The organism is Glycomyces sp. MUSA5-2 (assembly GCF_037034145.1).
GTDB classification, from domain to species: Bacteria; Actinomycetota; Actinomycetes; order Mycobacteriales; family Micromonosporaceae; genus Glycomyces; species Glycomyces artemisiae.
The window spans coordinates 716,318-737,926 of the sequence record NZ_JBAGKG010000002.1; the positions used below are offsets into that span (position 1 = coordinate 716,318).

Sequence of the window (21,609 nt, forward strand, 5' to 3'; positions counted from 1 at the left end):
GTGGCCGGCCGGGTCTCGGACCCGCGGCCTCGACTACGGATGGATTGGCACGGTACCGGATGCTCGGCACACATCGGATCACCGAAACGCAGCTCGTCGACCTGCTCCGCCGTGCCAGAAAAACCGACTTCGGCCGCTGGAACAAGGCCGACCTCGTCCGCGGCATGTCCGACCTCGGCTGGCAGGTCCGCTCCGCGGAGGTCGACATCGGCATGTGGCGCGCCGAGACCGGCTACGACACCGGCAACGCCATCGCCGACTCGATCCCGCCGCAGACCCCCGTCACCGGACGCGCCGACTTCTACTCCATCGAGGTCATGGTCCTGCGCTCCGCCGAGCGGGGCCGCCAAGGCGAGAACCACCGCACCCTGATCTTCCGTGAAGTCCTGCGGACCATGATGGCCGAGCTCGGCGCGCCCGAGATCCGCGGCGGCGACGGCGGGCCCTGGATCCGCTGGTACCGCGACGGCCTCATCTTCGAACTGCACCTGCGCCGCTTCCACGGCGGCGTCACGCTGCGCCTGCTCTCGCCCGACCTGTTCGAACAGCTTGAGGCCCACGCCATCGGCAAGGGCGACATCTCCGGCTGGTCGGCCTACGCCCGCTCCGGCGCGCGCCCGCCCGAGCCCGCCTGCCACGACATGGGCGAGTTCACCGAGCGCCTCAGCTCCCTCCTCCAGGACATGGCCGCCGACGTCCCCGTCGTCGACACCTCCGGCACCGTCCTCCTGCGCACCGGCGACTGGTCCGCCAGGTACGTCGCCGCATTCGTGGACGACGGCCTGCGCGTCGAGGCCAGCGCCGCGGTCTCCGGCGCCTGGCGCGGCGGGCTCTCGAACCTGCCGAGCATGGGCTTCCGCGCCCCCAGCGGCACCCAGCCGAACTGGTCGCGCACGTTCAACTCCACCGACCGCACCGCCACCAACCAGGCCGCCCACATGATGGTGGACGCCCTGCGGGCCTTCGGCATCCAGGACCTGTTCGACATCGTCTACGACGGGTTCACCGCCGACGGCGAGCGCATGTACCTCCCGGTCCTCGGCATCGGGAACGGCGAGAACCCGTACTAGCGGCGGCCGGACCCTACTAGCCGCGCGGCTAGAATCGGATCATGATCGTCGACCTCCGTTCCGACACCGTGACCCGCCCGACCCCGGGCATGCTCGAAGCCATGGCCACCGCCGACGTCGGCGACGACGTCTACGGCGAGGACCCCGCGGTGAACGCCCTCGAAGCCGAAGCCGCCGCCCTGTTCGGCAAGGAAGCGGCCGTGTTCACCCCGACCGGGTCCATGGCCAACCAGATCGGCCTGCAACTCCTCGTCCGCCCCGGCGAGGAACTGCTCGCCGACGTCAAGGCGCACGTCGTCAACTTCGAGATGGGCGCCGCCGCCGCGCTCGGCGGGATCTCCACCCGCACCTGGGCCGGTGAGCACGGCCGCGTCGACGCCGACCTCATCGAGCCGCTCATCAACCGGCCCAACCCCTACGTCACCGTCACCCGCGCCATCGCCGTCGAGAACACCCACAACATCGGCGGCGGCACGATCCAGCCCATCGAGGAGCTGCGGCGCCTCAAGGACCTCGCCGACGCCTACGGCCTCGGCCTCCACCTCGACGGCGCCCGCATCTGGAACGCCCACGCCGCCACCGGCACCCCCTTCGCCGACTACGGCCGCCTCTTCGACACCGTCTCCGTGTGCCTCTCCAAGGGCCTCGGCGCGCCCGTCGGCTCGCTCCTCATCACCGACGCCGAGCGCGCCCAGCGCGCCCGCGTCATCCGCAAGCGCCTCGGCGGCGGCATGCGCCAGGCCGGGTTCCTCGCCGCGGCCGGGAGCTACGCGCTGGCGAACCACATCGACCGCCTCACGGAGGACCACGCCCGCGCGCAGCACCTGGCGCGGTCGCTGGAGCCGTTCGGGATCTGCGACGCGGCGCAGGTGGAGACCAACATCGTGCTCGTGCGCATCCCCGAGATCGCCAAGGTCGCCGCGGCCGCGGCGGACCAGGGCGTGAAGATCTCCGTGCTCGGCGCGGACTGGGGCCGGATGCTCACGCACCTGGACGTGGACGACGCCGGGATCGAGCACGCGGTGAAGGTCCTGGGCACGCTGCTGGGCAAGTGACCGAACGGACGGTTGCCGATCGTGCGGTCAGTAGGTAGGTTAGGCATGCCTTTATTAGTCCTGCCTAACCTGCCGGAGGTCGGTGCGTGTACGCCTGCATCTGCCACGCGGTCCACGAGAACGAGGTCCGCGACTGCATCCGCGCCGGCGCGCGCACCGAAGAGGCCATCGGCGAGGCGTGCGACGCGGGCACAAGCTGCGGCACGTGCCACGACCGCCTCCAGGACATGATCGAGAGCTACTTCACGGACGCCGCGCCCGCGGCCGCCTGAGCGCCCGCCGTATCCGTATTTTCCCGTCCCTTTAGGCGCCCCTCCGTTAGGATAGGTTGTCCTATTTTAGGTATTCCTGGCTGGATTTGGGCCCCGACCTGGGCCTAGTCTGGGGCCACCGGTCGCCGACCGGGCCACTGGACGACCGGGAAGGACACCGCCGATGCAGGGCGACAAGAAGGTCATCGAATTCCTCAACGAGCAGCTGACCGCGGAGCTCACCGCGATCAACCAGTACTTCCTGCACTACAAGCTCCAGGAGAACTGGGGCTACGCGAAGCTGGCGAAGTACACCCGCGCCGAGTCCATGGACGAGATGCGCCACGCCGAGATCCTGACCGACCGGATCCTCTTCCTCGACGGCATGCCGAACTACCAGCGCCTGTTCCCGCTGCGCATCGGCACCTCCATCAAGGAGATCTTCGAGTGCGACCGCCTCATCGAGGTCGAGGCGATCGACCGCCTCAAGCGCGGCATCGAGCACATGGAGTCGGTCAAGGATTACGTCTCGCGCGACCTGTTCGAGTCGATCCTCAAGGACGAGGAGCACCACATCGACTACCTGGACACGCAGCTGGAGATCCTGGAGAAGATCGGCGAGGCGCTGTACATCCAGAGCCTCATCGAGCAGCCCGAAGAGGCGTAGGGATACGAGCACTTGGAGGGGGCCGGCTTTCGCCGGCCCCCTTTCTTCTTGCGGCAGAGCCCCTCACATCTCCACCACAGTGGTAGGTCGCCGCCTTGACAGCGCCGACGAGAGGATCGTAACATATCAATACTTTGAATGGAAGTTTCCGAAACTTTCGGAACCAGGCTATGCTGAGCGTGCAGTCGCGGGCCGGCACTCCACGACTCCGGCCGCGGCGACCCCTCACTTCGCAAAGGAGCGTCCATGCCGCATCCCTCCCCTCACCGCGACCCCGACTTCCAGAACCCCACCCGCCGCACCGTCCTCGCCGGTGCGGCGGTCGCGAGCGGCGCCGCCGTGCTCCCGCTCGCGTTCGCGAGCCCAGCGCACGCCGACGACCTGCTGCTGTCCACCGACTTCTCGACCGGCACCACCGAGGGCTGGTACGCCCGCGGCGCGGTCGCCCTCTCGGTGAACGCCGACGGGAACCTCCTCGTGGAGGGCCGCACCGCCACCTGGAACGGCGCCGCCATCGACGTCACGGCCCACATCGAGGTCGGCGTCCGCTACCAGCTGCGGGTCCTTATGCGCCTGCCCTCGGGCACCGAGGCCGCCGACCTGCGCACCACCGTGCAGCGCGACGCCGCCGGATCGACCGCCTACGAGTCGGTCACGTGGAACACCGCGGTCACCCCCGACGCCTGGACCGAGTTCACCGGCACGTACTCGATCACCCAGGCCGCCGGCCAGCTCCAGTTCTACGTCGAGTCCGCGTCGAGCCTCACGCCGGTCCTGGTCGACAACTTCACGCTCACCCGCATCGAGGAGCCCGAGATCCAGGACCTGCCGCCGCTCAAAGACGTCCTCGAATGCGACTTCCCGATCGGCTGCGCCGTCGAGCCGCGCGAGGTCGTCGGCAAGCCCGCCGAACTCCTCGCGAAGCACTTCGCGCAGGTCACCACCGGCAACCAGATGAAGCCCGACGCGATCCAGCCGACCGAAGGGGTCTTCGACTTCTCCAGGGCCGACCAGATCGTCGACTTCGCCGAGGCCAACGGGATGCGCATCTGGGGCCACACCCTCCTGTGGCACAACCAGACCCCGGCCTGGTGGTTCCAGGACGCCGACGGGAACCCGCTCCAGAGCACCCCCGAGCACCGGGCGCTCCTGCTCGCCCGCTTCGAGGCCCACGCGACCGCGCTCGCCGCGCACTACGGCGACCGCGTGTGGGCCTGGGACGTCGTCAACGAGGTGGTCGACCCCGAGCAGGCCGACGGGCTGCGCCGCTCGCGCTGGTACGAGGTCTTCGGCGGCGGCTCGTACATCGGCGAGGCCTTCAAGATCGCCCGCCGGGTCTTCCCGCGCAAGGTGAAGCTCTTCCTCAACGACTACAACACCGAGTTCCCCGACAAGCGCGAGGCCGTCTACAACCTCGTGCAGGACCTCAAGCGCAGGCGCGTCCCCATCGACGGGATCGGCCACCAGGCCCACGTCGACTACAAGCGCGACCCGCAGCTCCTCGGCGAGTCGATCGACGCGTTCCGGCGCCTGCGGGTGCTCCAGACCGTCACCGAGCTCGACGTGTCCGTCTCCGACTACATGGAGGAGTCCCTGCCGGCGACGCCGCCCGAGCGGCTGGTCGCGCAGGGCTGGTACTACAAGGAGCTGTTCGACGTGCTGCGCGCCCGCTCCCGCCACCTCGAATCGGTGACGATGTGGGGCCTGTACGACGCGGTCTCGTGGCTGCGGACCTGGCCCGTGCCGCGCCCGCACGAGGCGCCCCTGTTCTTCGACGACCGCCTCCAGGCGAAGGCCGCCTACTGGGGCGTCGTCGACCCTTCGAAGCTGGAAGGCCAGCCGGAGTAGGGAACCGAGACGTCCGGGAGCGGGGCATTCAGATCCGGGGCCCCGCTCCCGGACCCGCGCCGCGGCGTCATTTGCCCGCGCGCCGCATCGGGACGTGCGGGATGCCGTCCTCCACGTACTCCTCGCCGTCCTCGACGAACCCGTACTTGCGGTAGAAGCCCGCCGCGTAGGTCTGCGAGTCGAGCACCACGTCCGCCTCCGGGCCCGCGAGGTCGAGGGCCGCAGTCATGAGCCGGCCGCTCAGGCCCGTGCCGCGCTCTTCCGGGACGCAGCAGACGCGGCCGATCCGCAGGTTCGCGCCGTCGTGGAGGAGCCGCAGGCACGCCACGGCCTCGCCCGGTGCGTCGCCCGCGGCCCAGAAGTGGACGGTCGCCGCGGCGGTGTCGTGGCCGTCGAGGTCCGGATACGGGCATTCCTGCTCGACCACGAACACGGACTGCCGGAGTCTGGCCAGGGCGAACACGGTGGGCCCGTCGAGTTCGCCGAAGCGGCCCTGTCGAATTTCACGCATACCCGCCATTAGAGCAGCGTTCCAGTTCGAGCGGTTGGACGCTTCTGCAACTGTGCTCTAGGCGCTCTAGGCGTATTCGTCGGCGATCTCGCGCGCCCGGTCCCGCGCCGCCTCGATCGCGTCCGTCACCGCGGACCTGGCCCGGTGGTTCTCCAACTGGCGCACCGCGCTGATCGTCGTCCCCGCCGGGGACTCGACGGCCTCGCGCAGCGCCACGGGGGAGTCGCCGCTCTCGCGGAGCATCCGGGCCGCGCCCAGGGCCGTCTGCGTCACCAGCTCCTTCGAGACCTCGCGCGGCAGTCCCATGAGGACGCCCGCCTCGGTCATCGCCTCGGCGAGGTAGTAGAAGTACGCCGGGCCCGAGCCGGAGATCGCGGTGACCGCGTCCTGGTGCTTCTCGTCCACGACCAGGGTGCGCCCGAGCGGCTTGAACAGCTCTTCGACCGCCGCGAGGCACCGCGCGTCGGCGTGGGTGCCGGGGGAGAGGACCGTCATCGCCTCGTCGACGAGCGCCGGGGTGTTCGGCATCGCCCGCACCACTGGCGTCGCGTCGGGCAGGCGCTTCTCGAAGAACGCCACGGGAAGGCCCGCGCAGATGCTCACCAGCGGCGTGTCCGCGCGGAACGCGCCCGACAGCTCGTCGAGGAGCGCTCCCGCGTCCTGCGGCTTCACGGCGACCACGACGACGTCGGCGTCGGCCACGGCCGCCGCGTTCGGCTCGACGCGCACGCCGTACTGCTCGCGCAGCGCGGCCGCGCGCTCGGCGCTGCGGGCCGTGGCTGTGACCGCTTCGGCCGACCACCCCGCGCGCAGCAGGCCCGACACGATGGCCTGCCCCATCTTCCCCGCTCCCAGTACCGCGACTCTCCGCATCACCGCTCCTCCCGCGTTCCGGACTGCCCATCGATTGTGCCTCGCCTCACGGGGAACGGCCGCCCGGTCGTGGTGCCCGATAATGCGAAAAGTAGATGTATTGCGCGTTTCGTCACCTTGGTCCGGCCGAGCTGCCACGATAATCGGACTCAGGCACTCAGGGCGATTGGGGCGTTATGGACGTTCTCGACTTGGCGCGGATCCAGTTCGGCGTCACGACCGTCTACCACTTCCTCTTCGTGCCCGTCACCATCGGGCTCTCGCTCCTGGTGGCGATCCTCCAGACCATGTGGCGCTCCACCGGCAAGACGGTGTACCTGCGCGCCACCAAGTTCTGGGGGAAGCTCTTCCTCATCAACATCGCCATGGGCGTGGTCACCGGCATCGTCCAGGAGTTCCAGTTCGGCATGAACTGGTCGGCGTACTCGCGGTTCGTCGGCGACGTGTTCGGCGCGCCCCTCGCGTTCGAGGCGCTCGTGGCGTTCTTCCTCGAATCGACGTTCATCGGCGTGTGGATCTTCGGCTGGGACCGCCTCAAGCCCGGCCTGCACCTCGCCTCGATCTGGCTGGTCGCCTTCGGCACCATGGCCTCCGCGTACTTCATCCTCGCCGCCAACGCGTTCATGCAGAACCCGGTCGGCTACCAGCTCAACGAGACCGCCGGACGCGCCGAGCTCACCGACTTCGGCGCGGTCCTCTCCAACCCCGTCGCGCTCGCCGCGTTCCCGCACACCGTGTTCGCGTCCTGGCTCACCGCCGGGGTCGTCGTCGTCGCCGTCTCCGGCTACCACTTCATGCACCGCCGCGACCTCGACGTGCACCGGCCCGCGATGCGCCTGGGCGTCATGACCACCCTCGTCGGCGGGCTCGGCCTGATCCTCTCGGGCGACTCGCTCTCGAAGGTCATGACCTCGACGCAGCCGATGAAGATGGCCGCCGCCGAAGCGCTCTACCAGACCACCTCGAACGCGCCGTTCTCCGTGCTCACCATCGGGTCCCTCGACGGGCGCCACGGCACCCCGATCATCGAGATCCCCGGGCTCCTGTCGTTCCTCGCCACCGGCTCCTTCAGCGGCACCGTGCAGGGCATCAACGACCTGAACGCCCAGTACAACGAGATCTTCGGGCCCGGCGACTACGTGCCGTACATCCCGCTCACCTACTGGTCCTTCCGGTTCATGATCGGCTTCGGGCTCCTCGCCATGGCGATGGCCGTCATCGTCTGGTGGTTCACCCGCCGCGGGCGCCTGCCCGAGCACCGCCTGTTCTGGCCCATCGCCATGTGGATGGCCCTGACCCCGTTCCTCGCCAACAGCTCCGGGTGGATCTTCACCGAGATGGGACGCCAGCCATGGGTCGTGTTCAGCCTCTACCAGACCAGCGAGGCCGTGTCGCCGCGCGTCGGCGCAGCCACCGTCGCGACCTCGCTCATCGGGTTCACGCTCGTGTACCTGATCCTCGCCGTCATCGCCGTGAAGCTGTTCTTCAAGTTCGCGAAGGCGGGCCCGCCCGCCGAGGAGCTCGCGATGTCCACGTCGAGCCCCTCCGACGACCCCGACAAGCCGATGGCCTTCGCCTACTAGCCGAGGACGCCCAATGGAACTGACGACCATCTGGTTCATCGCCGTAGCCGTGCTCTTCACCGGCTACTTCGTCCTCGAAGGGTTCGACTTCGGCGTCGGCATCCTCATGCCCGTCCTCGGCCGCGAGGAGCGCGAGCGCCGCGCCATGATCAACACGATCGGGCCGGTCTGGGACGGCAACGAAGTCTGGCTCATCACCGCCGGCGGCGCCATGTTCGCGGCGTTCCCGCACTGGTACGCCAGCCTGTTCTCCGGGTTCTACCTGCTGTTCTTCCTGATCCTCCTCGCGCTCATCGTCCGCGGCGTCGCGTTCGAGTACCGCGGCAAGGGCGACACCGACCGGTGGCGACGCGGCTGGGACCGGTGCCTCACCGCCGGGTCCGCGCTCGCCGCGTTCCTGTGGGGCATGGTCGTCGCCAACCTCGTGCGCGGCGTGCCCCTCGACGCGAACTTCGACTACACCGGCTCCTTCTGGTCCCTGCTCAACGGATACGCGCTCCTCGGCGGCCTCACGATGCTGCTCCTGTTCGCCACGCACGGCGCGTACTTCCTGCACCTGCGCACCACCGGCGCCCTCAGCGACCGCGCCCGCGCCCTCGGCCTCAAACTCGGCGTCGCCACCGCGGTCCCCGCGCTGGCGTTCCTGCTGTGGACCCAGATCGCCCACGGCAACGCCGCGTCGCTGGTCCTCATCGTCGTCGCCGTGCTCGCGCTCCTCGCGGGCCTGGCCCTCGACTTCAAGGGCCGCAGCGGCTGGGCGTTCGCCGCCACCGCGCTCACGATCGGGCTCGCCTCCGCGGCACTGTTCTGCGCCCTGTGGCCCGACGTCCTGCCGTCCACATCAGACGCCGCCAACAGCCTGACGCACGAGAACGCGGCCGCCACGCAGAAGACCCTCGGCATCATGACCTGGGCCGCGATCGTGTTCCTGCCGATCGTGCTGCTCTACCAGGGCTGGACCTACTGGGTCTTCCGCAAGCGCGTCGCCGTCGAGAGGATCCCGGTCGCATGACCCAGCTCGCCCCGAAACCCGACACCGGCGCGTTCGACCGCCGCCTGCTCCACCGCGCGAAGGGCGCCACCGTCTACATCGGCGTGTGCGCCGGGCTCGGGCTCGCCCAGACCGCGTGCGTGATCGCCGGGGCCTGGCTCATCGCCTCCCTCATCGCCGGGGCCTTCGCCGGAGGCCGCGACCTCGCCTCGCTCGCACCGGAACTCATCGGCCTCGCCGCGGTCCTCGGCGCCCGCGCGCTCCTCGCCTCTGTGCAGGAGGCCGCCGCGCACCGCGCCGCCGCGGGCGTCAAGTCCGGCCTGCGCCGCCAGGCCCTCGACAAGCTCATGCACCTCCCTTCGGGCACGCGCCACACCGGGGAGACCGCGAACCTCCTCGTCCGCGGCGTCGACGCCCTCGACGCGTACTTCGCGCGGTACCTGCCGCAGCTCGTGCTCGCCGCGATCGTCCCCGTCGGCGTCCTGGCCGTCATGGTCGTCGCCTACCCGCCCGCCGCGCTCATCGTGCTCCTGACGCTGCCGCTGATCCCCTTGTTCGGCATCCTCATCGGCCGCTACACGAAGGCCCGCGCCGAACGCCAGTGGGCGTCCACCTCCGCGCTCGCGCACCACTTCGCCGACCTCGTCGCCGGGCTCCCCACCCTGAAGGCCTTCGGCCGCGCCGCCAAGCAGGCAGGCGCCATCGAGGCGACCACGGGGGAGTACCGGCGCCGCTCGATGTCGCTGCTGCGCGTGGCGTTCTGCTCCGCGCTCGTCCTCGAACTCGCCGCGTCCCTCTCGGTCGCGATCGTCGCCGTCACCGTCGGCGTCCAGCTCGTGGAGGGCGGCCTCGCCGGGGCCGCCGGGCTCCAGACCGCGCTGCTGGTCCTCATCCTCGCGCCCGAGGCGTACCTGCCGCTGCGCAACGTCGGCGCCCACTACCACGCCAGCGCCGAAGGGCTCGCCGCCGCCGAGCAGGTCTTCGGCATCCTCGCCGAGGCCCCCGAGCCCGGCGCCGAACCCGCCCCGGAGGCCCCGCAGACCGGCGCCGCCGCGCTCCCCAGCGCCCCGCACATCGCGCCGCCGCTGCGCCGCGCGCCCACGATCATGTTCCGCCGCACCGTCTTCGCCTACCCGGGCCGCGACCCGCTCCCGGAGCTGAGCCTGACGGTCCCCGCCGCGCAGACCACCGTCCTCACCGCCCGCTCCGGCGCCGGGAAGTCCACACTGCTCGCCGCGCTCCTCGGCTTCCGGCGGCCCGTCGGCGGCTCGATCGCGTTCGACGGCACCGACCTCACCCGCCTCGACCTCGAAGCGATCCGCCGCTCCGTCGCGTGGCTCCCGCAGAAACCCGTCCTCATCGACGGCACCGTCGCCGACAACGTGCGCCTCGCCGTCCCCTACGAGCCCTCCGACCCGGCCGTCGCCAAGGCCATCGCGGCCGCGCACGCCCCTGACGGGCGCCGCCGCGTCGCCGCCAGCGGCGCCGGGCTCTCCGCGGGCGAGGCCGCCCGCGTCGGCCTCGCGCGGCTCCTGCTCCGCGCCGACCTCCTCGACACGCCCGTGCTCCTCCTCGACGAGCCGACCGCGCACCTCGACGCCGACACCGAGCGGGCCGTCCTCGAATCGTTCGAGCCGTACCGCGAGAACCGCACCGTCCTGATCGCCTCCCACCGCGACGCGGTGCGCGCGATCGCCGACCGAGAGGTGGACTGGTAATGGCCAAGCGCCCCAACACGATCGCGCTGAGGCTCGGCCTCGGCGCCGTCCTCGGGTCCCTCGCGCAGCTCTCCGCGCTCGGCCTCCTCGCCGTCTCCGCCTACCTCATCTCCCGCGCCTGGGAGCAGCCCCCGATCCTGTACCTGATGGTCGCCATCACCTCGGTGCGCGCCTTCGGGATCGGCCGCGGCGTCCTGCGCTACGCCGAGCGCCTCGTCTCCCACGACGCGGCCTTCCGCGGCCTCGAACGCCTCCGCGTCGCCGTGTGGCGCAAGCTCGTGCGCCTCGCGCCCGCCGGGCTCCCCGTGTGGCGCTCCGGCGACCTCCAGGCCCGCCTCGTCGACGACGTCGACGGCACCGGCGACCGGTGGCTGCGCGGCACGCTCCCGCTCGCCGCCGCCGTCATCACCGCCGCCGCGGCCGTCGTGATCCAGTCCGCGATCCTCCCCGCCGCCGGGGCGATCCTCGCCCTCGCGCTCCTCGCCGCGGCCCTCGCCGGGCCCGCGCTCGCGTCCTGGTCCGCCCGGTACGCGCTGCGCGCCACCGCCGCCGAACGCGGCGACCTCACCGAGAACGTGCGCGCCTGCCTCCACGGCCGCGAAGAGCTCGTCGCCGCAGGGACCGACGCCGTCGCGCTCGAACGCGCCCTCGACGGCGACGAGCGCCTGCGCCGCGCCCACGCCCGCATCGCCTGGAGCGCCGGACTCGGCCACGCGGCCGGGCTCCTCGCCATGGCCGCCGCCGTCACCGGCGCCCTGTGGACCGGCATCCCCGCCGTCGCCGACGGGACCCTCGACGGCGTCCTCCTCGCGTGCCTCGCGCTCGTCCCGCTCGCCGCGTTCGAGCCCGTCCTCGCCCTCCCCGCCGCCGCGCAGCAGACCGCCGCCGCCAAGGAGAGCGGCCGCCGCCTCGTCGAGATCACCCGCGAGCCCGAGCCGCGGCCCGACCCCGCAGAGCCCATGGACTTCGAGCCCAACCCGCTCGGCGGGCCGCCCTACATCGAGATCAAGAACCTCACCGTCACCTGGCCCGGCGCCGACCGGCCCGCCCTCGAAGGGTTCAACCTCAAGATCCAGCCCGGCGAGCGCGTCGCCGTCATGGGCCCCTCCGGGTCCGGGAAGTCCACGCTCGCCGCGGCCCTCATGGGCTTCCTGCCGTACGAGGGGTCGCTGCGCTTCGGCGGTGTCGAACTCGCCGAATACGACGGCGACGACGTGCGCCGCACCGTCGGCCTCTGCTCCCAAGACGCCCACGTGTTCGACACCACACTCGCCGAGAACCTGCGCCTCGCCCGCACCAATGCGACTGACGACGAACTGGTCCGGGCCCTGCGCTGGGCCGGGCTCCGCGACTGGTTCGACGGCCTGGAGCTGGGCCTCCAGACCCCGCTCGGGGAGCACGGCCGGACCGTCTCCGGCGGCGAGCGCGGCCGCATCGCCCTCGCCCGCTGCCTCCTCGCCGACCGCGAGGTCCTCGTCCTCGACGAGTTCGACGCCCACCTCGATTCGGCCACCGCCGAACGCGTACTCCGCACGGCCGCGGCCGCTCTTGAAGGCAAGACCGCCGTGATCATCACCCACCGCCCCCTGCCCGACGGCGTCGTCGACCGGACCGTGCACCTGCGCCCGCCGGTGCCCGCGCCGCGTGACGCGCCGCTCAGTGCGCTTTTGGACCTGGCTCCACGTGGGTAGACTCCCGGAACGGTACTCCCAGTACCGAGCGGTGGAATTGCATAGAACCGGCCCCGTCCGGGGCCTTCCGACTCGCCTAAGGCATTGATGCAGCAGTGAACACATCTGCTCCCACATCCGGTACCAAGCCGCCCAGCTCGGGGCAGCGCTGGCCCGACGGATGGACCAAGCTCCACGTCTACCTCACCGACCTCGACGAGGTCAAAGCCGTCGCGGAGTCCTACCGGCCGGTCATCGACCTCGCCGCGGACAAGCCCGTCGCCCACGAATGGCTCCACGCCACCATCGCGTCCGTCGAGTGCGACGCCGCCGGGCTCGGCGACGACGTGCGCCGCAAGCTCGTCGAGCGCCTGCGCGAGAAGGCCGCCGAGGTCCCCGCGTTCAAGCTCACCGTCGGGCCCGCGCTGGCCGCGACCGGCGGGGTCCTGCTCGACACGTTCCCGGGCACGGGCTTCGACGACCTGGTCGCGAACTGCGTCGAGGCGATCAACGAGATCGTCGAAGGCGACGTCGGCCGCCCGTGCGGCGGGCCGGGGCACGTCTCGCTGTCCTACCGCTCCGACGCGGTCGGGGTCGACACCTCCCGCGGCGCGATCCAGAACAAGCTGCGCGACGTCCGGCCGGGTCGGACGGAAATCACAGTCACCGGGGTAGACCTCGTCCGAGTCATCCAAAGCGAGGACGCATCGACCTACACGTGGGAGCACGTGGCGCGGATTCCCTTGGGCGCGTAGGCATCTCATTTCTCCAACGGGCGTCGCCTCCGGGCGGCGCCCGTTGTGGTTGACGCCTGGGACGCGAATCTGCAACCATTTTGTCACTGCCCTGTGGCCTACTGTTGAGACACGTGTCAGAGACCGGCCACGTGGCGTTCAGGCGTGGTCGACGAAGACCTGCCTCCGCCTGCGCCGGCAGCAGTCCCGGTAGACCCCGGATCGGCGAAAGCCGCAAGTGTCAGGAGGTGTCGATTGTTCGCAGCCGATGACCGTCGTATCGCAACCCGAGCGACAGAGTTCGTCCGACCGGCCGAAGAACTGGTGGAGCCCAAGCCCCTCGATCCTCCGGCCGCCGCCCGCACCGAGGTCACCGAGCCCTACGGCTTCTTCACCGACCTCGACTCCGGGCACATCCTCCACTCAGGGGAGATCCGCCCCGCGTACGCCCTCGGCGCCCCCACCCCCCTGGAGGTGTGGCGCCGCAACCTGGAGATCGTCACCGCGATCCTCACCGCCGCGGGCGTCGACTTCTTCGCCGTGCCCGGCTTCAGCCTCACCCGGCCCGTCCTCGGCGTCGCCGCCGCCGACCGCCAGCGCGTCTGCACCGCCCTCGCCATGCTCTGCGAGTCCACCGGCGGTCGCCTCTCCGTGCCCGAGCCCGCGTTCCGCGAGTCCGAGCTCGGCCTCACCCGCCCCGAATGGGCCCGCCGCGCCGACATGGGCGACGTGCCGCTGGTCCGCGCCTCCTGGCTGTGGACCGATTCCGGGCGGGACCTCGTCTTCGGTCCCGACTACGGCTGCGACGTCGAGTTCTGGACCGAGACCGGCGACGGGCACCTCTTGGCGCCCAGGCACAACCGCATCAGTCCCCTCGTCCGTCAGGGCGGCGCCCGGGTGTCGGCTCCCGGGCGCCTCTTCACGACCCTCGCGGGCGGCGCGCGGCAGGACCTCCCGAACCTGCCCACGCGCACCGAGTTCGCGCGCCCCGGACCCGACCACGTCGGCTTCCCCGTCGACGTCGTCTACACCTGGGTCGACGGCGCCGACCACGCCTGGCTGCGCCGCCGCGCCGACGCCGACCAGTCGCCGTACCACGCGGAGTCGGCGAACGACGCCCGCTACATCGACCGCGAGGAGCTGCGGTTCTCGCTGCGCTCCCTGCACCTGAACGCGCCGTGGGTCCGCCACGTCTACCTCGTGACCGACCGGCAGCGCCCGCACTGGCTCGACGCCGACGCCCCCGGGCTCACCGTCGTCGACCACGCCGACCTGTTCGACGACCCGGACGCCCTGCCCACCTTCAACTCCCACTCCATCGAGACGCAGCTCCACCGCATCGAGGGACTCAGCGAGCACTTCCTGTACTTCAACGACGACATGTTCATCGGGCGCCCCGTCGGACCGCAGCTGTTCTTCGAGCCCAACGGGCTCGCGAGGTTCTTCCCCGCGCAGACCTTCATCGACATGGACCCGGTCTCGCGCGCCGACACGCCCCCGAACGCCGCGTTCAAGAACGACCGTGCGCTCATCGACCGGGCCTTCGGGCGCACGATGTCGCGGATGATGAAGCACGTGCCGTACCCGTTGCAGCGCAGCGTCCTCGCCGAGATGGAGAAGGAGTTCGACGAGGAGATGGCGCGGACGGCCGCGAGCCCCTTCCGCAACGTCACCGACGTCTCCGCGGTGACCCTCCAGCACTACTACGCGTACCTCTCGGGCCGCGCCGTCTCCGGCCACGCCCAGGACGCCTACGTGGAGCTGGGGATGCCGGATGTGGCCGAGCGCCTGGAGCTGCTGCTGGAGCGGCGCGACCGGGAGACGTTCTGCATCAACGACGCCGGGCTCCCGGAGGAGCTCGCCGAGGAGCGCTCGGCGATGATGCGGCGCTTCCTGGAGGCGTACTTCCCGGTGGCCTCGCCTTGGGAGAAGGCGCTGGCGCTGTAAGCGAAAGGGCCCGGATCGTGCATCCTATAGGATATAGGATGCACGATCCGGGCCCCTTAGGGCCTTACTTCAGGCCGCGCCGCTCCAGGAGCGGGTCGATCTCGGCGTCGCGGCCGCGGAAGCGCCGGAAGGACTCCATCGGGTCGATGGAGCCGCCCTTCGACAGGAGCGTCTCGCGGAAGTGGTCGCCGTTGGCGCGGGTGAGGCCGCCGTTCTCCTTGAACCACTCGACGGTGTCGGCGTCGAGGATCTCGGACCAGATGTACGAGTAGTACCCGGCGGCGTAGCCGATGGAGATGTGCGCGAAGTAGCCCGAGCGGTAGCGCGGGGCGATCTCGGGCAGGTAGATCCCGGCGTCTTCGAGGGCCTTGCGCTCGAAGGCCTCGACGGCCGCGTACGGGTCGTCGCCGCCGTCGGGGACCTCGTCGGGGGCGAGGCGGTGCCACGCCTGGTCGAGGAGCGCCGCGCCGAGGTACTCGGTGGAGGCGAAGCCCTCGCCGAACTTGGCGGCGGCCTTCCACTGCTCGATGAGCTCGGCGGGTGCCTGCTCGCCGGTCTCGTGGTGGCGCGCGTAGTTCGCGACGATCTCGGGCCAGTCCTCCCACATCTCGTTGACCTGCGAGGGGTACTCGACGAAGTCGCGCGGGGTCGAGGTCATCGCGGTCTTCGGGTAGCGGCAGGCCGACAGGAGGCCGTGGAGCGCGTGCCCGAACTCGTGGAACAGCGTGGTCACGTTGTCCACGGAGATGAGCGCGGGCTGCCCCTCGGAGGGCTTGACGATGTTCAGGTTGTTCACGACCACGGGCTTGTCGCCGGTGAGGTCGGACTGGACGACGAGCGCGTTCATCCACGCGCCGCCCTTCTTGGAGTCGCGGGTGAAGAAGTCGCCCACGAACAGCCCCAGGGGCTCGCCGCTGTCGAGGACCTCCCACACGCGGGCCTCGGGGTGGTACCCCTGGAGGTCCTCGCGGAGCCGGAACGTCAGGCCGAACTCCTTCTCGGCGGCGTAGAACACGCCGTCGACGAGGACCCGGTCGAGCTCCAGGTACGGCTTGAACGCCTCGGCGTCGAAGCCGTACTTGGCCTGGCGGACCTGCTTGGAGTAGAACGACCAGTCCCATGCGGCCAGCTCGAAGCCGCCGTCCTGGGCGTCGATGACCTCCTGGAGCTCGGCGGCCTCGCGGCGGGCGTTGCGCACCGAGGCCTCGGCGAGCCCGGCGAGGCGCTCGGCGATGATCCCGGCGTTCCCGGCGGTGCCGTCCGCGGCGATGTACGCGGCGAAGTGCTCGAAGCCGAGCAGCCGCGCCTTCTCGGCGCGGAGGCGGATCATCCGCAGGAGGGTGGCGGCGTTGTCGCGGCCGCGGCCGATGGTGGCCTTGTAGAGGCGCTCGCGCAGGTCCCGGTTCTTCAGGTCCTCCAGGAGCGGGTGGCGCGAGAAGTTCGACTGGGTGATGAGGTACCCGTCGAGGCCGCGGTCCTTCGCGGCCGCCGCGGCCGCGCCGATCTGGTCCTCGCCGAGGCCGTCGAGCTCGGCGGCGTCGGTGACGTGGACGGCCGCGTCGTTGATGTCGGTGAGGATCACCTGGTTGAACTTGGACGCCAGCTCGGCCAGCTCGGTGTTGATCGCGGCGAGGCGGTCCTTGCCGTCCTGGTCGAGGGCGGCGCCGCCGCGCACGAAATCGGTGCGGTACCGCTCCAGCAGGCGCAGGTCCTGCTCGTCGAGTCCCAACTCGTCGCGCTTGGCCCAGAGGGCGTCGATGCGCGCGTACAGGTCGCCGTTGAGGAGGATCTTGTCGCCGTGGGCGGCGAGCTTGGGGCTGAGGTCGGCCTCGATGGCGTTCAGCTCGTCGTCGGTGTCCGAGGAGTACTTGTTGAAGAACACCAGGGAGACCCGCTTGAGCGTGCCCAGGCCGGAGCGCTCCAGGGCCACGATCGTGTTGTCGAACGTCGGCTCGGCGGGATCGTTCGCAATGGCCTCGACGGCGGCGAGCTGCTCGGCCATGCCGGCCTCGAACGCGGGGGCGTAGTGCTCGTTGCGGATGTCCGCGAACGGCGGGAGCTTGTAGGGGAGTTCTGAGGGGGTCAGGAACGGGTTCTCGTCGGTCACGCTGGCTCCTCGCTGCGTTCATCTCCAATGGCGGTGGGCCGAATCCTATTGCCCGTACCAGCCGCGCGGCAAGTGGAATCGAACAGCAGTCGACAACCTCACCGAACGCCACCGCCCGGGATTAATATCGGTCCCATGTCTGAATCGAGTCCGCTGTTCGTGGCCAGCGACGTCCACGGCCACTACGACGCGCTGACGGAGGCGCTGCGGGGACGGGGACTCGTCGACGGGGACGCGAAGTGGACCGGCGGCGACGCCCGGCTGTGGATCCTCGGGGACCTCTTCGACCGCGGCGAGGAGGGCGTGGCCGTGGTGCGGCTGCTCCGCAGGCTCGCCGGGCAGGCCGCCGCCGAGGGCGGCCACGTGGACACGCTCGTGGGCAACCACGAGGTGCTCGTGCTCGGGTCCCGGCGCTTCGGGGACGTCGCGTTCACCGACGTCGACGGCATGGACCGGCAGTTCCTGCACTGGTGGGTCCTCAACGGCGGCTTCGAGGACGACCTCGCCGAGCTCACCGAGGACGAGGTGAGGTGGCTGGAGACCCGCCGGGTCCTCCACGTCGTGGACAAGTCGCTCCTGGTCCACTCCGACACCGAGTCGTACCTCGGGTACGGCCGCAGCGAGGAGGCGGTGAACGCCGCCGTGCGCAAGATCCTCGCCTCCGACGAGCCCGAGGAGTGGTGGCAGCTGTTCCGGGAGCTGACGCGCCGCCACGAGTTCATGGGCGAGGAGGGCCCCTCGCGGGTGCGCTCGATGCTCCGCTCGTTCGGCGGGGAGGAGCTCGTCCACGGGCACTCGACGATCCCCGACACGACCGAGCTCGAACCGTCCCAGGTGACCCAGGCCCGCCGCTACTGCGACGGGCTCGCGCTCAACGTGGACGGCGGCGTGTACCAGGGCGGCAAGTGCCTGGTGGTCCGCCTCAACTAGCTCCCGTCCCCGCCCCAGAAGTAGAACGGCGGCGGCGTGGCCGCGCGGCCCGCGCGCGACTCCAGCCACAGGCTCACCGCCCCGGCCGCGGCGACGCCGAGCGCCGCCCACCCGGCGAGCGGGGAGAAGGCGATCGCGTAGCCCAGCCCGGCCGCGGCGGCCGTGGCGATCATCGCGGTCAGGAAGGCCCTGCGGAAGGCGCGCCGATGTTCGCGGCGCTCGACGACTCGGTTGTGTCCCATATCCGACACAACGAGGAAGGGCCTTGAATCGACACGCTGCATGTGCAGGTTTCACGAGTTCGAGCGACCGAAACCCGGCAAATCCCCTGATAGGCGACAGTGGACCGGACCCGCCGGGCAAGACTGTAAGCACGCTCCACCTGAGCGTCACATTGGCAGTTCGCGGCCGTTGTGCCGAAACCGAAAAGACGGTAAACACATAGTGTCGGGGCGCCTCGTGCGGCGCGTCCGGTGCCGCGCCGGCGGAACCGAACCTCGTGCGGGTCAAGACAACCAAGCACTGCTGACGACCGCCGCACCGCGCCCCGGCCCGGCTTTCCGGCGAGGCCGCAAGGAACGCACAACCGAATACCGCACGCAACTGCGAGACCCGATCCCCTGAAGTCCCGAAGCAACGTGTAACTCCTATATAGACGGTGGGGTCTGACATGGAGTCCGAAACGCAACCTATGGGGCGGCGCGTCGCCTACTGGCGCCAGCGCCGCGGCATGTCCCAGCAGGTCTTCGCCGACCGCATCGGCAAGTCCAAGAGCTGGGTCGACAAGATCGAGCGCGGCGTCCGCCGCCTCGACAAGTACTCGGTCATCACCGAGCTCGCCGAATCGCTGAGCGTCGACGCCGCTCAGCTGCTCGGCCGCGAGCCCCGGCGCCGCCCGGGCCTCGGCGGCTGCCTCGACCAGGTGGAGGTCGAGTCCATCCGCCAGTCGCTCGAACGCTACGAGCGCCTCGGCCGCTTCCTCGAAGCCGCCCCGATCGACCCGACGCCCATCCCCGAACTCAAAGGGGCCGTGAACTACTGCTGGCTCGCGTTCGAGAAGGGCCACTACCCGGTCGTCGCCAGGTCGCTCATCCAGCTCCTGCGCGACACGCCCCTCGCCGAGGACCGGCCCATCGGCGGCACCAGCGCCGACGCCGCCGAACTCATGACGCAGGTCTACCAGATCGCGTCCACGGTCCTGCGCAAGCTCGGGGAGGCCCAGCTCGCCTGGCTCGCCGCCGACCGCGCCATCTCCGCCGCCAACCGCGGCAACGACCCGCTCCTCGCCGGCATCGCGACCACGCGGGTCGCCAACGCGCTCAGATCCCTCGGCCGCTACCAGGCCGCGCTCGACCTGAACGTGCAGGTCGCGCACGGCCTCATCTCCGAGGCCGGAGGCGAGTCCTCCAGCCCCGCGGCGATCAGCGTCTACGGGGCGCTGCTCCTCCAGGGCGCCATGGCCGCCGCGCTGGCCGGGGACGCCACGACCAGCGACGACCTGCTCGACAGCGCCTCGCGGGCCGCGAACATCCTCGGCCGCGACGCGAACTACTACTACACCTCGTTCGGGCCCACGAACGTCATGCTGCACCGCGCGGCCGCGTTCGTGGAGCTCGGCGAGGGCGGCGACGCGCTCGCCGTCCACGAGGCCATCCCGCCCGCGGCGCTCGGCGACCTCGTGGCCGAGCGGCGCGCGCACCACTACCTGGACATGGCCCGGGCCTGCGTGCAGGTCGGCGACATCGAGCAGGCCGGGCGGCACCTCGTGACCGCCGACCGCAACGCGCCCGCGGAGATCCGCTGCCGCCCGCTCGCGGTGGACCTCATCGACCAGATCCTCCACCGCACCAAGGGCGAGCCCGCCCAGGACGTGCGGCGCCTCGCCGAGGAGGTGGGCGCCCTCGCCTAGACCAGGGCCGGTACCGGATTCGCCGGACCGTCCCCGCGCGCACGGTGCGCGAGTGCGCCCGGAGCCGCCGCTGCTCAGGCTCCGGGCACACCCCTCCCCGCACGGCGCGGAACGTCAATAGACTCACGGGATGCGCACGCTCAGCGAGATCACCGCGGCACTCGACGACCTGTACCCGCGCCGCTGGGCCGAGGACTGGGACCGGGTGGGCCTGGTGCTGGGCCGCGGCGGGAACTCCGTGCGCCGGATCCTCTGCGTCGTCGACGTCGTGCCCGCCACGGTCATCGAGGCGATCGAGGCCGACTGCGACCTCATCGTCGCCCACCACCCGCTGCTGCTGCGCGGCGTCTCCTCCCTCGACCCCGCCGCGGGCTACAAGGGCGACCTCGTCCACACCCTCATCGAGTCCGGCATGGGCCTCTACACCGCCCACACGAACGCCGACGTCGCCAGCCCCGGCGTCTCCGACGCGCTCGCCGACCGGCTCGGCCTCGTCGACTTGCGGCCGCTGCGCCCCCTCGACGGCCCCGAGCACCACGGCACCGGGCGCGGCCACGGCCGCATCGGCCGCCTCCCCGAGACCCTCACGCTCGCGCAGCTCACCGAGCGCGCCGCCGCGGCCCTCCCGCCGACCGCGTGGGGCGTGCGCGCCGCGGGCGACCCCGACCGCCACATCAGCACCGTCGCCGTCTGCGGCGGCGCCGGGGACGCGTTCCTCGCGGACGCCGCGGCCGCGGGCGCCAACGCGTACCTCACCGCCGACCTCCGCCACCACCCGGTGAGCGAGCACGTGTCCGGAAGCGGCCCGGCCCTCATCGACGCCGCCCACTGGGCGACCGAGCGGCCCTGGCTCGATACTGTTGCCGAACGACTGTCCCGTCTGGTCGAGGACGTCCGCGTCTCCGACCTCGACACCGATCCGTGGACCATCCACCAGAAACCCGGGGTGAACTGAAGTGAAAGCCGACCTCTTCGATCAGCGCCGCCTGCTCGAACTCCAGGCGGTGGACACCACCCTCGCCCAGCTCGCGCAGCGCCGCAGGAACCTCGACGCCGACCCCGCGTTCGCCACCGCCTCGCAGCGCCTGCGGGCGCTGGGGGACAAGGCCGCCAACCTCACCGGCGACATCGCCGACCTCGACCGCGACATCGACCGCGTCGAACGCGAAGTGGACCTCGTCAAGAACCGCGCCTCCACCGACCGCGACCGCATGGGCGCCGGGGCCTCCGCGAAGGAGCTCGAAGGGCTCCAGAGCGAACTGGAGTCCCTCGCCCGCCGCCAGAGCACGCTCGAAGACGACGAGCTCGAACTCATGGAGCGCCGCGAGGCCCTCGACGCCGAGCTCGCCGAGACCCGCCGCCAGCTCGACGAGGCGAAGACCGTCCTCGCCGACGCCGAAGCCGAACGCGGCCGCCGCCTCGGGGAGATCGAGACCGAGACCGCCGACGCGACCTCCACCCGCGAAGCCCTCGCCATCAACATCCCCGACCGCCTCGTCGAGCTCTACGAGCGCATCCATGCCAAGCAGCCCATCGCCGCCGCCGAGCTCGTCGGCCGCCGCTGCGGGTCCTGCCGCATCGAGAAGTCCCCGGCCGACATGATCCCCATCAAGTCCGCCCCCATCGACGAGGTCCTCCGCTGCGAGGAGTGCGGCTGCGTCCTCATCCGCACCGAGCTCCCCAAGTCCGGGCCCGCCCCGCTCGCGTCCGAGGACGAGCTGAAGAAGTACGAGTAGCGCGAAGGG

At 71.0% G+C, this 21,609-nt stretch carries 19 protein-coding genes; 15 read left to right on the forward strand and 4 right to left on the reverse strand.

The genetic code is table 11. The features are described 5' to 3' along the window. Positions 1 to 59 precede the first annotated feature (59 nt). From WA640_RS08960 to WA640_RS08980, 5 genes are all read left to right on the forward strand, one after another. Positions 60 to 1,070 (forward strand): TY-Chap domain-containing protein, encoded by a 1,011-nt coding sequence (locus tag WA640_RS08960; protein WP_106364447.1) that lies wholly within the window; start codon positions 60 to 62, stop codon positions 1,068 to 1,070. 44 nt (positions 1,071 to 1,114) lie between these two features. Beyond that, positions 1,115 to 2,125, forward strand: coding sequence for a threonine aldolase family protein (locus tag WA640_RS08965; protein ID WP_442904721.1), 1,011 nt, complete (start codon positions 1,115 to 1,117; stop codon positions 2,123 to 2,125). An 86-nt stretch (positions 2,126 to 2,211) separates the two neighbouring features. Next, positions 2,212 to 2,397 (forward strand): (2Fe-2S)-binding protein, encoded by a 186-nt coding sequence (locus WA640_RS08970; RefSeq protein WP_106364448.1) that lies wholly within the window; start codon positions 2,212 to 2,214, stop codon positions 2,395 to 2,397. Between the two features lie 163 nt (positions 2,398 to 2,560). Further along, positions 2,561 to 3,043: a bacterioferritin gene (gene bfr, locus WA640_RS08975; protein WP_106364449.1), complete on the forward strand. Its 483-nt coding sequence runs from the start codon at positions 2,561 to 2,563 to the stop codon at positions 3,041 to 3,043. Between the two features lie 246 nt (positions 3,044 to 3,289). Further along, a complete protein-coding gene (locus tag WA640_RS08980; RefSeq protein WP_335987314.1) occupies positions 3,290 to 4,891 on the forward strand; it encodes an endo-1,4-beta-xylanase in 1,602 nt (533 codons plus the stop codon). A 67-nt stretch (positions 4,892 to 4,958) separates the two neighbouring features. On the opposite strand, the gene WA640_RS08985 is transcribed toward WA640_RS08980, so the two are convergent. Together WA640_RS08985 and proC are read right to left on the reverse strand one after the other, a co-directional pair. Further along, complete coding sequence (locus WA640_RS08985) at positions 4,959 to 5,402, reverse strand: GNAT family N-acetyltransferase (RefSeq protein ID WP_335987315.1); 444 nt, start codon at positions 5,400 to 5,402, stop codon at positions 4,959 to 4,961. Positions 5,403 to 5,468: 66 nt separating this feature from the next. After that, positions 5,469 to 6,275 (reverse strand): pyrroline-5-carboxylate reductase, encoded by an 807-nt coding sequence (gene proC, locus WA640_RS08990; protein ID WP_335987316.1) that lies wholly within the window; start codon positions 6,273 to 6,275, stop codon positions 5,469 to 5,471. Between the two features lie 176 nt (positions 6,276 to 6,451). Here proC and WA640_RS08995 point away from each other — a divergent pair, with 176 nt between their 5' ends. The 6 genes from WA640_RS08995 (at position 6,452) to WA640_RS09020 (ending at position 14,918) form a co-directional block, all read left to right on the forward strand. Continuing rightward, entirely contained in the window at positions 6,452 to 7,858 is a 1,407-nt protein-coding gene (locus tag WA640_RS08995; protein ID WP_335987317.1) for a cytochrome ubiquinol oxidase subunit I, read from the forward strand. Between the two features lie 13 nt (positions 7,859 to 7,871). Continuing rightward, the gene (gene cydB, locus WA640_RS09000; RefSeq protein ID WP_335987318.1) at positions 7,872 to 8,870 is read left to right on the forward strand and encodes a cytochrome d ubiquinol oxidase subunit II; all 999 of its coding nucleotides are present in this window, start codon (positions 7,872 to 7,874) and stop codon (positions 8,868 to 8,870) included. Next, a complete protein-coding gene (gene cydD / locus WA640_RS09005) occupies positions 8,867 to 10,567 on the forward strand; it encodes a thiol reductant ABC exporter subunit CydD (protein ID WP_335987319.1) in 1,701 nt (566 codons plus the stop codon). The genes cydB and cydD overlap by 4 nt, the downstream gene beginning before the upstream one ends. Continuing rightward, the gene (gene cydC / locus WA640_RS09010) at positions 10,567 to 12,258 is read left to right on the forward strand and encodes a thiol reductant ABC exporter subunit CydC (RefSeq protein WP_335987320.1); all 1,692 of its coding nucleotides are present in this window, start codon (positions 10,567 to 10,569) and stop codon (positions 12,256 to 12,258) included. The genes cydD and cydC overlap by 1 nt, the downstream gene beginning before the upstream one ends. A 95-nt stretch (positions 12,259 to 12,353) precedes the next feature. Next, a complete protein-coding gene (locus WA640_RS09015) occupies positions 12,354 to 12,992 on the forward strand; it encodes a hypothetical protein (protein ID WP_335987321.1) in 639 nt (212 codons plus the stop codon). Positions 12,993 to 13,295: 303 nt separating this feature from the next. Continuing rightward, complete coding sequence (locus tag WA640_RS09020) at positions 13,296 to 14,918, forward strand: stealth family protein (RefSeq protein WP_335987323.1); 1,623 nt, start codon at positions 13,296 to 13,298, stop codon at positions 14,916 to 14,918. 64 nt (positions 14,919 to 14,982) lie between these two features. On the opposite strand, the gene WA640_RS09025 is transcribed toward WA640_RS09020, so the two are convergent. Beyond that, positions 14,983 to 17,025: a M3 family metallopeptidase gene (locus WA640_RS09025; RefSeq protein WP_335987324.1), complete on the reverse strand. Its 2,043-nt coding sequence runs from the start codon at positions 17,023 to 17,025 to the stop codon at positions 14,983 to 14,985. Positions 17,026 to 17,160: 135 nt separating this feature from the next. Between WA640_RS09025 and WA640_RS09030 the strand changes: the two genes are divergently transcribed. Beyond that, positions 17,161 to 17,955, forward strand: a complete 795-nt coding sequence (locus WA640_RS09030; protein ID WP_335987325.1) for a metallophosphoesterase — start codon at positions 17,161 to 17,163, stop codon at positions 17,953 to 17,955. On the opposite strand, the gene WA640_RS09035 is transcribed toward WA640_RS09030, so the two are convergent. After that, positions 17,952 to 18,197, reverse strand: a complete 246-nt coding sequence (locus WA640_RS09035) for a hypothetical protein (RefSeq protein ID WP_335987326.1) — start codon at positions 18,195 to 18,197, stop codon at positions 17,952 to 17,954. The two genes, WA640_RS09030 and WA640_RS09035, sit on opposite strands and share 4 nt — an antisense overlap. Positions 18,198 to 18,625: 428 nt before the next feature. Here WA640_RS09035 and WA640_RS09040 point away from each other — a divergent pair, with 428 nt between their 5' ends. The 3 genes from WA640_RS09040 (at position 18,626) to WA640_RS09050 (ending at position 21,600) form a co-directional block, all read left to right on the forward strand. Further along, positions 18,626 to 19,864 (forward strand): helix-turn-helix domain-containing protein, encoded by a 1,239-nt coding sequence (locus tag WA640_RS09040; RefSeq protein ID WP_106364462.1) that lies wholly within the window; start codon positions 18,626 to 18,628, stop codon positions 19,862 to 19,864. Between the two features lie 130 nt (positions 19,865 to 19,994). Then, the gene (locus WA640_RS09045) at positions 19,995 to 20,819 is read left to right on the forward strand and encodes a Nif3-like dinuclear metal center hexameric protein (protein WP_335987328.1); all 825 of its coding nucleotides are present in this window, start codon (positions 19,995 to 19,997) and stop codon (positions 20,817 to 20,819) included. Between the two features lies 1 nt (position 20,820). Then, positions 20,821 to 21,600 (forward strand): zinc ribbon domain-containing protein, encoded by a 780-nt coding sequence (locus tag WA640_RS09050; RefSeq protein WP_335987329.1) that lies wholly within the window; start codon positions 20,821 to 20,823, stop codon positions 21,598 to 21,600. Positions 21,601 to 21,609: the final 9 nt, after the last annotated feature.

What these genes read in the sequence shown, in the direction of transcription:
- proC (WP_335987316.1), bottom strand. Translation starts at nt 6,275, where the DNA reads ATGCGGAGAGTCGCGGTACTGGGAGCGGGGAAGATGGGGCAGGCCATC.
- WA640_RS09045 (WP_335987328.1), top strand. Translation starts at nt 19,995, where the DNA reads ATGCGCACGCTCAGCGAGATCACCGCGGCACTCGACGACCTGTACCCG.
- WA640_RS08960 (WP_106364447.1), top strand. Translation starts at nt 60, where the DNA reads ATGCTCGGCACACATCGGATCACCGAAACGCAGCTCGTCGACCTGCTC.
- WA640_RS09030 (WP_335987325.1), top strand. Translation starts at nt 17,161, where the DNA reads ATGTCTGAATCGAGTCCGCTGTTCGTGGCCAGCGACGTCCACGGCCAC.
- WA640_RS09035 (WP_335987326.1), bottom strand. Translation starts at nt 18,197, where the DNA reads ATGGGACACAACCGAGTCGTCGAGCGCCGCGAACATCGGCGCGCCTTC.
- cydC (WP_335987320.1), top strand. Translation starts at nt 10,567, where the DNA reads ATGGCCAAGCGCCCCAACACGATCGCGCTGAGGCTCGGCCTCGGCGCC.
- cydD (WP_335987319.1), top strand. Translation starts at nt 8,867, where the DNA reads ATGACCCAGCTCGCCCCGAAACCCGACACCGGCGCGTTCGACCGCCGC.
- WA640_RS08995 (WP_335987317.1), top strand. Translation starts at nt 6,452, where the DNA reads ATGGACGTTCTCGACTTGGCGCGGATCCAGTTCGGCGTCACGACCGTC.
- cydB (WP_335987318.1), top strand. Translation starts at nt 7,872, where the DNA reads ATGGAACTGACGACCATCTGGTTCATCGCCGTAGCCGTGCTCTTCACC.
- bfr (WP_106364449.1), top strand. Translation starts at nt 2,561, where the DNA reads ATGCAGGGCGACAAGAAGGTCATCGAATTCCTCAACGAGCAGCTGACC.
- WA640_RS08985 (WP_335987315.1), bottom strand. Translation starts at nt 5,402, where the DNA reads ATGCGTGAAATTCGACAGGGCCGCTTCGGCGAACTCGACGGGCCCACC.
- WA640_RS09040 (WP_106364462.1), top strand. Translation starts at nt 18,626, where the DNA reads ATGGAGTCCGAAACGCAACCTATGGGGCGGCGCGTCGCCTACTGGCGC.
- WA640_RS08980 (WP_335987314.1), top strand. Translation starts at nt 3,290, where the DNA reads ATGCCGCATCCCTCCCCTCACCGCGACCCCGACTTCCAGAACCCCACC.